The organism is Pseudomonas sp. G5001 (assembly GCF_013385475.1).
Lineage (GTDB): Bacteria > Pseudomonadota > Gammaproteobacteria > Pseudomonadales > Pseudomonadaceae > Aquipseudomonas.
This window is the reverse complement of the sequence record NZ_JACAPZ010000017.1, coordinates 103,062-114,503: the sequence shown is the minus strand read 5'-3', so window position 1 is coordinate 114,503 and position 11,442 is coordinate 103,062. Positions and strand designations below refer to the sequence as shown.

14 protein-coding genes are annotated in these 11,442 nt (G+C 61.2%); 6 read left to right on the top strand and 8 right to left on the bottom strand.

Going from position 1 to position 11,442, the window contains the following annotated elements; genetic code table 11:
- Positions 1–2: 2 nt before the first annotated feature.
- The 3 genes from HX805_RS15480 to HX805_RS15470 all read left to right on the top strand — a co-directional run bounded on the left by HX805_RS15480 (position 3) and on the right by HX805_RS15470 (position 1,809).
- Complete coding sequence (locus HX805_RS15480) at positions 3–686, top strand: HAD-IA family hydrolase (protein ID WP_177028280.1); 684 nt, start codon at positions 3–5, stop codon at positions 684–686.
- Positions 687–773: 87 nt separating this feature from the next.
- A complete protein-coding gene (locus HX805_RS15475; protein ID WP_023658809.1) occupies positions 774–965 on the top strand; it encodes a hypothetical protein in 192 nt (63 codons plus the stop codon).
- A gap of 208 nt (positions 966–1,173) precedes the next feature.
- A complete protein-coding gene (locus tag HX805_RS15470) occupies positions 1,174–1,809 on the top strand; it encodes a LysE family translocator (protein WP_177117015.1) in 636 nt (211 codons plus the stop codon).
- A 1-nt stretch (position 1,810) separates the two neighbouring features.
- On the opposite strand, the gene HX805_RS15465 is transcribed toward HX805_RS15470, so the two are convergent.
- Positions 1,811–2,095 (bottom strand): hypothetical protein, encoded by a 285-nt coding sequence (locus HX805_RS15465; RefSeq protein ID WP_003207761.1) that lies wholly within the window; start codon positions 2,093–2,095, stop codon positions 1,811–1,813.
- Positions 2,096–2,194: 99 nt separating this feature from the next.
- On the bottom strand, positions 2,195–3,160 hold the full coding sequence (locus tag HX805_RS15460) for an AraC family transcriptional regulator (RefSeq protein ID WP_102368998.1): 966 nt from the start codon (positions 3,158–3,160) through the stop codon (positions 2,195–2,197).
- Between the two features lie 100 nt (positions 3,161–3,260).
- On the opposite strand from HX805_RS15460, the gene HX805_RS15455 reads away from it, so the two are divergent.
- Positions 3,261–4,100, top strand: coding sequence for an SDR family oxidoreductase (locus HX805_RS15455; RefSeq protein WP_177049027.1), 840 nt, complete (start codon positions 3,261–3,263; stop codon positions 4,098–4,100).
- A gap of 77 nt (positions 4,101–4,177) precedes the next feature.
- Positions 4,178–4,633 carry a GFA family protein gene (locus HX805_RS15450; protein WP_003207766.1) on the top strand — a complete coding sequence of 152 codons (456 nt, stop codon included), beginning with the start codon at positions 4,178–4,180 and terminating at the stop codon, positions 4,631–4,633.
- 1 nt (position 4,634) lies between these two features.
- On the opposite strand, the gene HX805_RS15445 is transcribed toward HX805_RS15450, so the two are convergent.
- Complete coding sequence (locus HX805_RS15445) at positions 4,635–5,162, bottom strand: DinB family protein (RefSeq protein ID WP_134326561.1); 528 nt, start codon at positions 5,160–5,162, stop codon at positions 4,635–4,637.
- A gap of 123 nt (positions 5,163–5,285) precedes the next feature.
- Between HX805_RS15445 and HX805_RS15440 the strand changes: the two genes are divergently transcribed.
- Positions 5,286–6,005 (top strand): tellurite resistance TerB family protein, encoded by a 720-nt coding sequence (locus HX805_RS15440; RefSeq protein ID WP_177035509.1) that lies wholly within the window; start codon positions 5,286–5,288, stop codon positions 6,003–6,005.
- A gap of 175 nt (positions 6,006–6,180) precedes the next feature.
- Here the strand turns inward: HX805_RS15440 and HX805_RS15435 are convergent, their stop codons facing one another.
- The 5 genes from HX805_RS15435 to HX805_RS15415 form a co-directional block, all read right to left on the bottom strand.
- A complete protein-coding gene (locus HX805_RS15435) occupies positions 6,181–6,984 on the bottom strand; it encodes a hypothetical protein (protein WP_087693912.1) in 804 nt (267 codons plus the stop codon).
- 144 nt (positions 6,985–7,128) lie between these two features.
- Positions 7,129–7,476: a DUF2493 domain-containing protein gene (locus HX805_RS15430; RefSeq protein WP_177028285.1), complete on the bottom strand. Its 348-nt coding sequence runs from the start codon at positions 7,474–7,476 to the stop codon at positions 7,129–7,131.
- A gap of 31 nt (positions 7,477–7,507) precedes the next feature.
- Positions 7,508–7,711: a hypothetical protein gene (locus tag HX805_RS15425; RefSeq protein WP_256343952.1), complete on the bottom strand. Its 204-nt coding sequence runs from the start codon at positions 7,709–7,711 to the stop codon at positions 7,508–7,510.
- 59 nt (positions 7,712–7,770) lie between these two features.
- A complete protein-coding gene (gene mgtA / locus HX805_RS15420; RefSeq protein ID WP_023658814.1) occupies positions 7,771–10,485 on the bottom strand; it encodes a magnesium-translocating P-type ATPase in 2,715 nt (904 codons plus the stop codon).
- Positions 10,486–10,731: 246 nt separating this feature from the next.
- Complete coding sequence (locus HX805_RS15415) at positions 10,732–11,025, bottom strand: hypothetical protein (RefSeq protein WP_003219143.1); 294 nt, start codon at positions 11,023–11,025, stop codon at positions 10,732–10,734.
- Between the last annotated feature and the right edge of the window lie 417 nt (positions 11,026–11,442).

Genomic DNA, 11,442 nt, shown 5'->3' with positions numbered 1-11,442 from the left:
TGATGAATGCACCGCTACCCGCGCCGATCAAGGCCGTGATCTTCGACATGGACGGCCTGCTGCTCGACACCGAAGGCATCTACACCGAAGTCACCCAACTGATTGCCGACCGCTACGGCCGCACCTTTGACTGGAGCATGAAGCAGAACACCATCGGCCTGGGGGCTTATGAACTGGCCAGCTATATCGTGCAGGCCGTGGGCTTGCCGATGAGCCCCGAGGCGTTCTTGCAGGAACGCACACCATTGATGAATGCGCGGTTTCCCCAGGCGGCGGCCATGGCCGGGGCCCAGGCGCTGGTGCGGCATTTGTCGGCCCACGGTGTGCCGATTGCGGTGGGTACCAGTTCGTCGCGGCACTATTTCGAACTGAAAACCACCTTGCACCGCGACTGGTTCTGCTTGTTCGATGCCATCGTCACCGCCGATGACCCCCAGGTAGGCGCTGCCAAGCCGGCGCCGGATATCTTCCTGGTGGCTGCCGAGCGACTGGGAGTGACGCCCGCTGAATGCCTGGTGTTCGAGGATTCGCCATTTGGCATCACTGCGGCCAAGGCGGCCGGGATGTACGCCGTGGCCATCCCGGACCCGGCGATGCCGCAGGAGAAGTTCCTGCATGCGGATGGAAGACTGCTGAGCCTGGAGGCGTTTGACCTCGCGCGATGGGGGTTGCCAGCCTACCGCTGACTCGACGTCCGGTAGGCTGCCTCGTCGTCAGCGGGTGTATGGTAGACCGGGCAAACACCTGGATTATCTCTGGAGAGAGAGGTGACTATGAGCACTCCCATGCTGAACAAGCTGCATCTCAACGGTTATGACATCGTGCAGGTCAACAGCGGCCCGTGGCGCGTCTGTACCAAGGCTGATCGCCTGGCATCCTTCGGTTCCCGTGAGCAGGCGCTGGCGTATGCCGCGGCGCTACCGGGTTACAAGGCACGGTCGAGGCCGGTCGCCAATGATGCATGAGCCCTCAACAGCCTCGGTCAATCCGGGGCTTTTTATTGGGTCTCGCTTGAGCAATACATAAACGGTGGCGAGGGAGCTTGCTCACGCTGGAGTGCGAAGCGCTCCCAGGATTTTGGGGCCGCTACGCAACCCAACGGGAGCAAGCTCCCTCGCCACACAGTGGATATGGTGGGATGATTCGCAGCTGATCAGCCCGTAGGAACCTGTCATGTCCCTGGCAACCTTATTTCTGTTCGTCATGATGAGCGCCGCGATTATCGCGATACCTGGCCCGACGGTTCTGTTGGCCCTGCAAAATGGTTCGCGCCATGGTTTGCAGGCGGCGTTCTGGGGCATGGCCGGGGCGGTGTTGGCCGACGCGTTGCTGGTGACGGCGGTGGCGTGTGGCCTGGGATTGCTGCTGGCGGCCAGCGAAGGGTTGTTTCAGGCGCTGAAATGGATCGGTTCGGCGTACCTCATCTGGATCGGCTGGCAGATGTTGCGATCACCCCAGGCGGCGTTGCCATCGGTGGGCGAAGGTGAGGATGGCGGCACCCGCTCGGCGAGTATTTTCACCCGCAGTTTCCTGGTGGCGATTTCCAATCCCAAGGCGTTGTTGTTCATGTCGGCATTCCTGCCGCAATTTGTCGACAGCACCCAGGCGCAACTGCCGCAGTACGCGTGCCTGTTGCTGGCGCTGTGCGTGCTCAATGTCAGCATCATGATGTTCTACGCGGTATGCGGGGCACGCTTGCTCAGTCGCATGCGGCCCGCACATTTGCAGCATTTCAACCGTGGGGCGGGTGGGTTGTTGATGACGATGGGCGTGCTGTTGGCCGCTTACCGTCGTGCCCCGGCTGCGTAACTTAAACGAATGGCTGGCCGTGGAACCCGCGTGGCAGGCGCTGACGGCCTGGCAGGTCGGTCAGGCGCTGGGTCCAGGCACTGCGCCAGTCACCGGCGGCATGGGCGGTTTTGGACTTGCGCGCGGCACGCCGAGCGGCGTTGCGTTGGGTGCGGCGGGCTTCCTTGAAGACTTCGGTGTTACGGCAGGTACGGCACTTGACCCGATTCAGCTCGGTGCTGGAAGGGAGGTTGTTGCCGTGATGACCGCAGGCAAGATGCCCGGCGACCTTGAAGTGAATGACCATGTAAGCGTCTCCTTCTTGGGGGATGCGTCGCATCGGTAATCTGCTGATGCGCGCGGGCAGGGCGGGGCAGCCATTGGCTGATGTTCACCGCTCTGTCTTTTATGACAGTTCGCTGCTCCATGCGTTCGTTTGAGGGTATTGCGCCTCCGTCGACACCCGTAGCGCCTGCTGGTAATGCAACGGCGAGCGCCCGATCTCACGTTTGAAGGCATGGCTGAATGCGCTCTGGGAGTTGTAGCCCAGCGAGAGCGCGAGCTCGATCAACGAGCGTTTGCCCTCAGCCAGCGCCCGCGCTGCCAGACGCATGCGCCACTGGGTGAGGTAGGCCATCGGCGAGACCCCGGCGACGTCCTTGAAGTAGGCCGCAAAGCTGGCTCGCGACATTGCACACGCCTTGGCCAGTACCTCCAACGGCCTGGTTTCGCCCGGCTCGCCATGGATAAGGCGCAGCGCCGGCGCCAGGCGTTTGTCGGTCATGGCGCGCAGCCAACTGCCGGACAGCGGCGGTGCGGTTTCGAAATGCAAACGCAGAATTTCGATGAACATCAGGTGCGCCAGTTGCGATGAGGCCACTGCTGCACCCGGACGATCATGCTCCCGTTCACGCACCAGTTGATTGAGCAACCAATGCAGTGTTTCGAGCGCATGGGTCCTGGCATTCAAATGGATGAAGGGCGCCAGTGCTGCACGTAGCAGGTGTTCGGAGTCAGGGCTGAGTTCCACCTTGCCGCCAATCATGAAGAACTCATCCCCATCGCCGTGATACGCCAGGGCACCCACTCGCTTGTCGAGGATCTGTTGCAAATCCACCGGTGTTGCACTCAGGTCGCTGGCCATGACATGGGGCCTTTCGGCCGACAGTAGAAACACATCGCCTTCGTTTACCGCAATGGGCGTGCTTTCGCCTTTGATCTTCAGCCAGCACGTCCCTCGCAACACGCCCCAGAACTTCAATTGGGTAGCCGGTGGAAAGGCGATCGCCCAGCGTCCGCCCGCCACCAGGCCGCCGGACATCACGGAGCGGGCTTGCATGAAGGTGAGCAACTCGGAAAATGGATCAGTCATGATTTAGACGATTGCTTATAAAAATTGGAGTCTAGCGCATTCATCGTCTAGGTCGGATGGATATGCTGGGGTCTCCAACGTCACTACAGAGGGTTTGATCATGACATCACGCACTTGGTTGATCACCGGAGCCAACAGTGGCTTTGGACGCGAGATGACCGAGCAATTATTGGCACGGGGGGAGCGCGTTGCGGGCACTGTCCGGGATTTGGCGAGCATGGCGGACCTGCGAGCGCTTCATGGCGAAAGGCTGTGGCTGGCCGAGTTGGATCTGACTGATACCCCGGCGATTCGCCGGGTGGTCGATCAGGCATTCAAGGCGCTGGGGTCCATTGAGGTGGTGGTCAGTAACGCAGGCTACGGCCTTTTCGGCGCCGCAGAAGAGATGACCGATCGGCAGATCGAGCATCAATTGGGTACCAACCTGCTGGGTTCCATTCAACTGTTGCGCGCCGCGCTGCCCCACCTCAGGGCCCAGGGTGGCGGGCGGATCCTGCAACTGTCCACCATGGGCGGGCAGGCCGTTTTCCCGGGTGGTTCGCTGTACCATGCGAGCAAGTGGGGAATTGAAGGCTTTGTCGACGCCTTGGGCGAGGAAGTGGCTTGTTTCAACATCGGCTGCACCCTCATCGAACCCGGTAGCGCCCGCACCGGTTTTCGCTATCGCAGCGCGCAACTGGCGCCACGCCTGGAAGACTACGACCGTTCTCCTTCCAGCCACGCACGGCGGATGATCGAAGGCGGCACGACGGTGTCGTCGGGTGACCCGGCCAAGATGGTTGCGATCATGCTTGCCAGCGTCGACCAGCACCCTGCGCCCAAGCGCATTGCCTTGGGGCCAGACGCCTACACCGTGATGCACAAGCAGCTCAGCGACCGTCTGGCAGCACTGGAAGCGCAAAAGGACCTGGCATTTTCGACGGACTTCTTTGTGCCGTAACGAAACCGGCATCGCTGTTCGCGACGCACCCGCTCGTTTATCCTCCGGTCACACACACAATGTGACTGGAGTGGAAGATGAGCAATCAAGAGTCCCAGGAAGGCGGCTGCCGTTGTGACCGGGTGCGTTTTACCGTAACCGAAAAACCATTGATCACCATGGCGTGCCACTGCACCGGGTGCCAGAAGATGTCATCCAGCGCGTTCTCGCTGAGCGCGCTGATCCCCAGCCACGGATTCACCATCACCCAGGGCAACCCGGTGATCGGCGGGTTGCATGGCGTAGACCGCCACTACTGCTGCCCCCACTGCATGAGTTGGATGTTTTCCCGCCCCAATGGCGTGGAAGATCTGATCAACCTGCGTCCCACCATGCTGGATGACGCCAGCGGCTATGTGCCATTCATTGAAACCTGGACCAGTGAAAAGCTGCCGTGGGCGACTACCCCGGCGCAGCACAGCTTTGCGCAGCTCCCGGAGAGGGAGAATTTCCCCGCGCTGATACAGGCGTACGCCGAGTACAGCGGCGGTTGAACTAGTCCATCAGCGCCAGCAGGTCGGTGTCGCCCACGTCGCGCCCGGCCTGGGTCAGCAGCGTTGTCACCTGGCCTCGGTGGTGGGTCTGGTGATTGAAGAAGTGCACGAGCAGTGCATGAAAATTCTTGTTCATGGGCGTGCCCGCCATGTTGTGGTACTGCAGGGGCTGATCCAGGTCCGACTCACTGATCGACTGCACCCAGTCGATGATGAGCTGGTCGAGCCAGGCGCGGTGGGCCGACAGTTCACGGATATCGGCGAAGGCCAGTTGATTCAGACGTGGCGGCAACCCCAACGCGTCTAACGGTACCAGCGCGGCAAAGCCTGCCGGATGCTCGGCGAAACGCTTGAGCCAGACGCGATCACCCAGGGCGAGGTGGTTCAGCGTGCCAAGGATCGACCCGAAGAACGCGCCACGGTCGGCAATCAAGTCTTCGTCGCTCAGGCCGTGGGCCGCTTCATACACCTTGCGGTTCATCCACTGGTTATAGGTCGCCATCAAGGCAATCTGCTCGGTACGGGTCACGTGAGGTTCCTCGATGGGGGGGCGTCGCCATGATAATGCGAGCCTGCCGGGCGGTCATGGTGTTCTCGCGCAGCGCAGCTATTGTTGTTGATCTGGAACTCTGCGCCCTGGGAGGGTGACACCATGAATACCGGCGATCTACTGGAACAATTGCTGCGGGCGGGCCAGGCCTCGTCCAGCCAGCAGGGCGGCGCTGCACCCGGGTCTCAGGGCGGGCTCAGTGGTTTGGGCGGCTTGCTTGGCGGTTTGCTGGGCGGCAGCGCTGCTTCGGCTTCAGGCGGTGGCGGCCTTGGTGGCTTGCTCGGTGGCCTGGGCGGCATGCTTGGCGGAACCCGTGCGGCGCCTCAGGGGCGCACCGGCGGCACCAACTACGCGGCGCTGGCGTCGTTGGGGATGATGGCGTTCCAGGCGTATCAGGCCTGGCAGCGGCAACAGGCGTCGGCGCCGCAGCAGGCGTTGCAGACGGTTGACCAGTTGTCTGGCGCGCAGGTCGAAGAACACAGCCACGCCGTGCTGCGTGCATTGATCGCGGCAGCCAAGGCGGATGGCGAGATTGATGAGCGGGAGCAGCAGATGATCTCGGCCGAGATCGGCAAGCACACCGATGACCCGCAATTGCAGGCGTGGCTGGATGCCGAGGTGGCCAAACCGTTGAATGCGGCGGATTTTGCCGAGTTTGCCGGCGACCCGGCGGTGGCGTCGGAGGTGTACCTGGTCAGTGTGCTGCTGGTGGATGACCAGCGGGACGCGGAGCGCAATTATCTGGATGAGCTGGCGGCGCAGTTGAAGATTGATCCTGCGTTGCAGGTGCATCTGGAGCAGCAGGCCAAGGGGCAGGTTTAAATCGCTATTTACGGTCATACCAAGCCTGTGGCGAGGGAGCTTGCTGTGGCGAGGGAGCTTGCTCCCGCTGGAGTGCGAAGCGCTCCCAAAGATTCCGGGGCCGCTACGCAGCCCAGCGGGAGCAAGCTCCCTCGCCACAGCAAGCTCCCTCGCCACAGGGATCATCGTCTGTGGGTTAGAACCGCAGTGTGGCCCCCGTCGTGAGCCATTGATGCTGATCCCCGATCAAACTGCGTCCTACCACCAGGTCCACGTCCACATTCTTGCCGATATGCATCCTCGGCCCGGCTTGCCAGGCCTGGTCGCCGCCTTGCTGGCCGTAGCGTTCGGCGATCAGTGTCAATGAGTCCATCAGGCTGTATTCAAACCCGGTGCCCCAGGTCGGCCGATGGGTCTGGTCGCCGTCGTTATAGGCGTGGCTCCAGCCGGCGTTGAAGTTAAGCCGCAGGGCCTCCATGGGCTGCCAGGTAAACGGCACATTCAAGTCCGCGCCATCAAACGAGTGCTGGCGGTTCAGCGCGTAATGCACGCCGGCAGACGCGGCCAGTTCCAGGCCCAGGTCTTCCCGGGCCCACAACTGCGCCTTGAGCTGCGGATTCACTTGGGTTTCGCCGTCGCCATCATGGTTGGCCCGGGACACGGCGGCAGTCCACTGCAACCAAGGAATGGCAGCGGAGGTGCAGGCCGGCGCCAGGGTTTCACTGTGGGTTGAGCCCGCGTGCCGGTTGGCGGTGAACCAGGCGTCGACATTGCATTCGCCCGGGGCGTTGATTGCGCCGTCGTCGACCACGTAGGAGCCGCCTGCCGCATGGGCATTCGACATCAGGCTGAGCACCAGCATGATGCCCGCGGTCACGCCGACGAAAATCAGGTTGCGCCGCACTGCCCGAAGCTTGGAGGCGGGCAGGGGATGGAAGGTAACGTGGGTGGTGCGGTTGCGGTATTTGGCGAAACCGTCAGGGGTGTGTTTCTTGTACATGGTGAACCTCGATCAACAGCCGGTGGCGCGCCCCGACCGGACTTGGCAGGGACGCGCCGTGTTTCAAATAGAAAAAAGTGTGCAACGGGGTACCGCTACAACGGGGTTCTTCGTTCATGCCTGGATACTCCAATAAGGGTTGATTCAGCTGTCTACAGTCAGCACATGGATGCCACTGGCCCTGGCCTGGCTCACCAGTTCCGAGGTGTCGTCGCCACCGGGCAGCGCGATGATCACGTCGGGCCGGCTGTCGGTGAGCATGAACTGGTTGCGATGGCGTTCGGCCTGCTTGCCATGGCGTTGCCAGTTGGGTGGGTAACGCACCACATTCACTCCGGTTTCCCGGGCCCAGTCTTCCACGTCGCTGCCCAGGAACTGGCTGCCACCGTGGATCAACACCTGCACCGGGCGCAGGCGGTGGTAGGCGTCCAGCACCTGGCGGGACATTTTTGTATCGGCGTAATGACGACCTGCACAGATCAAGACGCGCATGGTGATCTTTCCTTGTAGTGCGTATTGCCATTTATCGACGCGGGCGCAGCAAGCGGATGCACGTACTGTTCAAGCTGCTGGAAAAACCCAGCATGAAGCGCATTTCCACGGCGCTGAGCACGTTGCGCGCGTACAGCCGTACGCCCAGCACCATCACCGCCTTGGCCGCCTGGGCGAGGCCGAACACCAGCAGCGCGCGAGCAGCGTTGTCGAGGTAGCTCATAAGTGTGTTCATTGTCTGTCTCCGCGTGCACTGGCTATCTACCGATAGCCAGCGCTTTCAGGGGCGGTTGATCAGTACCACTGCTTGAAGCGGCGGATGTAGAGGGTTTTCATCAGTTGTGCCACGCAGCAGTAGGCGACCAGGGTGCCCACCAGCCATGGGAAGTACGCCAGTGGCAGCGGCTCCAGGCCGACCATCGCGCCCAGCGGCGAGAACGGTACGTAGATGCCCAGCCCGATCACGATGCAGGTCATCATCATCACCGGCCATGCGGCGTTGCTCTGGAAGAACGGGATCTTGCGGGTGCGCAGCATGTGCACCACCAGGGTTTGCGAGAGCAGCCCCTCGATGAACCAGCCGGACTGGAACAGGGTCTGCATTTCCACGCTGTTGGCCGAGAACACGTACCACATCAGGGCAAAGGTGGTCATGTCGAAGATCGACGAGGTCGGCCCGATCCAGATCATGAAGCGGCCAATGTTTTTCGCGTCCCACTTGCGTGGCTTGGCCAGGTATTCCTTGTCCATCTTGTCCCACGGCAAGGCCAGCTGGGAGATGTCGTACATCAGGTTCTGCAGCAGCAGGTGGATCGACAGCATCGGCAGGAACGGGATGAACGCACTGGCCACCAGCACCGAGAACACGTTGCCGAAGTTGGAACTGGCGGTCATGTTCAGGTACTTCATGATATTGCCGAAGGTCTCGCGGCCTTTCAGCACGCCTTCTTCCAGCACCATCAGGCTCTTTTCCAGCAGGATGATGTCGGCGGATTCCTTGGCAATGTCCGTCGCGCTGTCCACCGAGATGCCCACGTCGGCATCCCGCAAGGCCGGAGCGTCGTTGATGCCGTCGCCGAGGAAGCCCACGGTGTGGCCGTTGGACTGCAAGGTCTTGAGCACCCGCGACTTTTGCAGCGGCGTCAGCTTGGCGAACACCGTGCGCTCCTCGACCCGCAGCTTGAGGGTGGCGTCGTCCATCGCTTCGATTTCCGTCCCCAGCAACGGTACGCCTGGCTCCAGGCCGACCTGGCGGCAGATCTTGCTGGTGACGATGGCGTTGTCGCCGGTGAGCACTTTGACCGCCACGCCAATTTCGCGCAGGGCAGCGATCGCCGGGCCAGCGGTTTCCTTTGGTGGATCAAGGAAGGTCAGGAAACCACGGATCACCAGGTTGCGCTCATCGGCCGTGGTGTACTGCTTGCGGGCGAGTGCCTGGGGAATGTTGCGGGTGGCCAGCACCAGCACCCGGAAGCCGTCTTCGTTGTAGTCCTGGGCAATCGCCAGCAACTCGTTGCGACGCCGATCATCCAGCTCGACGGCCACGTCGCCTTCCATCACGTGGGTGGAAATGCTCAGCATCTCCTCGACCGCACCCTTGCACACCAGCAGGTGATCGTTTTGCGCGTCCTTGACCACGATCGACAGGCGACGGCGAATAAAGTCGAACGGCAACTCATCCACCTTGCTATAGGCAAACGGCACCTGGAACTTCGGATTCTGCTCGGAGAACTGTACGACCGCCTGGTCCATCAGGTTCTTCATGCCGCTCTGGTGATGGCTGTTGAGCCAGGCGAGGGTCAGCACTGAATCATCACGGTTGCCAAAGGCGTTGACGTGGTGCTCGAGGATGATCTTGTCCTGGGTCAGGGTGCCGGTCTTGTCGGTGCACAGCACGTCCATCGAACCGAAGTTCTGGATCGCGTTGAGGCGCTTGACCACCACCTTGCGCTTGGCCATGGCGGTTGCACCCTTGGCCAGGTTGGCGCTGACGATCATCGGCAGCATTTCCGGGGTGAGGCCTACCGCCACTGCCAGGGCGAACAGCAACGCGTCGCTCCAGTCACCCTTGGAGAAGCCGTTGAGGAAGAACACGATCGGCGTCATTACCAGCATGAAGCGGATCAACAGCCAGCTGACGCTGTTCACCCCGCGGTCAAATGCGGTTTGCACCCGGGAGCCGACAATCGCCTTGGCCAACGAGCCAAAGTAGGTGCGCGGGCCGGTGGCAACCACCACGGCTTTCGCCCGGCCGCTGACCACGTTGGTGCCCATGAAACAGATGTTCGGCAGGTCCAGCAGGTTGCCCTGGTCGGCCGCCGTGGACGTGGCGGATTTTTGCGTCACATCCCCGAGGGTGTCGTACTTCTCTACCGGCAAGGCTTCGCCGGTCAGCACGGCCTGGCTGATGAACAGGTCACGGGACTCGATCAGGCGGATGTCGGCCGGGATCATGTCGCCGGCAGACAGTTGCACGATATCGCCGGCCACCAGGTCGCGCATCGGCACTTCCCGCAGGGTCGGCTTGGAGCCCACTTGCTCGCGACGCAACACCGTGGCGGTGGTGCGCACCATGGCCTTCAAGGCCTCGGCGGACTTGGCCGAACGATGCTCCTGCCAGAAGCGCAGCAGGCTGCTGAGCATGACCATGGTCATGATAATGATGACCTTGGTCAGGTCGGCTTCTTCACCGGCCTGCAGTGGCAGCCAGTAGTCAGTGAAGAAACTGATGGCGCCGAGGGTCAGCAGCACATAGATGAACGGGTTGTTCAGGGCCTGGAGGAATTGCACGATGGCGTGAGGCGGCTTGTCGTGGGCCACCTCGTTGTAGCCTTCACGTTGCAGGCGAGCAGAGGCATCCAGTTCGGTCAGGCCATCCTTGGTTGCCCGGACATTGGCGAGGGTTGCCGAGAGGCCGTTCTGGGCTTCGCGGGCGGCACGCATCGACAGCTTGGTGTCGGTATCCGTGCCGTTTTTCTTGTGCAGTTTCGGGTTTTTTACTGCGCTCATTGTGTGTACTCCTGTCGCCAATTTTTCGACAAAACATACCCGGTACTTACCTGATGACAGGCGAGCGAAAGCATGCCGAGTCGCTGACTTCGCGATCGGTTTAAATAAAGTGTTGGGTAACTTTCTACAGGCCCGCTAACAGCGCGTTAGTTAACTAACGCGCAGCGGGCTACTACTGGCTTCGTCCATAGAGAACTCCAGCTAATCAAGTAACGGATAATCAGGAAGTTGCTGTTTCCAGCTGGCTTATGCCGCGCGAGCGTCCACGTAGAGGCTCAGCATCAGGCTCGCTTGCGCGACCAGGCTGGAAACGTCCCGTCTCTGTGGGTCTTGAGGGTCGGCGTGATCCCATTGCTGGACCAGGTGGCCGGTGGTGGGGCAGATACGCCAGTGTGCCCGGGGAGTCGGGCACACGCGGGGGGATGAGGTCACAAAGGTGCTGCGGGTAGGGGAAAAGCCTACGGGCTCGCGGCACAATTTGGCGCGCAGGGCGTTAGCCAGCGTACGCAGATCAGGCAAAACAATCAGTTGAAAGGTCATAACACACCTCGGGACCGGACTGGCATCCGGTGAGGCAGTTACGTTGGAGCGTCAGGCTCTAGCGCAGCTTACTCGGCCGGAAAGGCGAGTCCCGTCATTTTTTCTGGGTTTGGCGCCCGATTCGCCGCATTCACGGTGATCGGACAACGACTAGATACTGTGTCCATTGGCTTCTTTTGTGAGGTTGAAAAATGGCCCTGAGTTGCAGGCACGGGGAATTTACTCAGGCAGTTGCCGGATGTCAACGTTTAATGACTTAAATTGTTACTGGTTCAGAGTTTGTTCAGATAGAAGGTTGGGGGAAGTTGCAATATCAAGTGTGCTTATTGATAAGTGGCCGGTGTGTGGCGGGCAGGTGAAGTAACAATAGCCGGATAACTTATTGCGGGGTTCCGAAGCCTGCGTTCGGCCAGCGTG

Bases quoted from the DNA above. Each gene is read 5' to 3' on its own strand.
- HX805_RS15455 (WP_177049027.1), top strand. From the start codon at position 3,261: ATGACATCACGCACTTGGTTGATCACCGGAGCCAACAGTGGCTTTGGA.
- mgtA (WP_023658814.1), bottom strand. From the start codon at position 10,485: ATGAGCGCAGTAAAAAACCCGAAACTGCACAAGAAAAACGGCACGGAT.
- HX805_RS15460 (WP_102368998.1), bottom strand. From the start codon at position 3,160: ATGACTGATCCATTTTCCGAGTTGCTCACCTTCATGCAAGCCCGCTCC.
- HX805_RS15450 (WP_003207766.1), top strand. From the start codon at position 4,178: ATGAGCAATCAAGAGTCCCAGGAAGGCGGCTGCCGTTGTGACCGGGTG.
- HX805_RS15425 (WP_256343952.1), bottom strand. From the start codon at position 7,711: ATGAACACACTTATGAGCTACCTCGACAACGCTGCTCGCGCGCTGCTG.
- HX805_RS15430 (WP_177028285.1), bottom strand. From the start codon at position 7,476: ATGCGCGTCTTGATCTGTGCAGGTCGTCATTACGCCGATACAAAAATG.
- HX805_RS15480 (WP_177028280.1), top strand. From the start codon at position 3: ATGAATGCACCGCTACCCGCGCCGATCAAGGCCGTGATCTTCGACATG.
- HX805_RS15465 (WP_003207761.1), bottom strand. From the start codon at position 2,095: ATGGTCATTCACTTCAAGGTCGCCGGGCATCTTGCCTGCGGTCATCAC.
- HX805_RS15435 (WP_087693912.1), bottom strand. From the start codon at position 6,984: ATGTACAAGAAACACACCCCTGACGGTTTCGCCAAATACCGCAACCGC.
- HX805_RS15470 (WP_177117015.1), top strand. From the start codon at position 1,174: ATGTCCCTGGCAACCTTATTTCTGTTCGTCATGATGAGCGCCGCGATT.
- HX805_RS15415 (WP_003219143.1), bottom strand. From the start codon at position 11,025: ATGACCTTTCAACTGATTGTTTTGCCTGATCTGCGTACGCTGGCTAAC.
- HX805_RS15475 (WP_023658809.1), top strand. From the start codon at position 774: ATGAGCACTCCCATGCTGAACAAGCTGCATCTCAACGGTTATGACATC.
- HX805_RS15440 (WP_177035509.1), top strand. From the start codon at position 5,286: ATGAATACCGGCGATCTACTGGAACAATTGCTGCGGGCGGGCCAGGCC.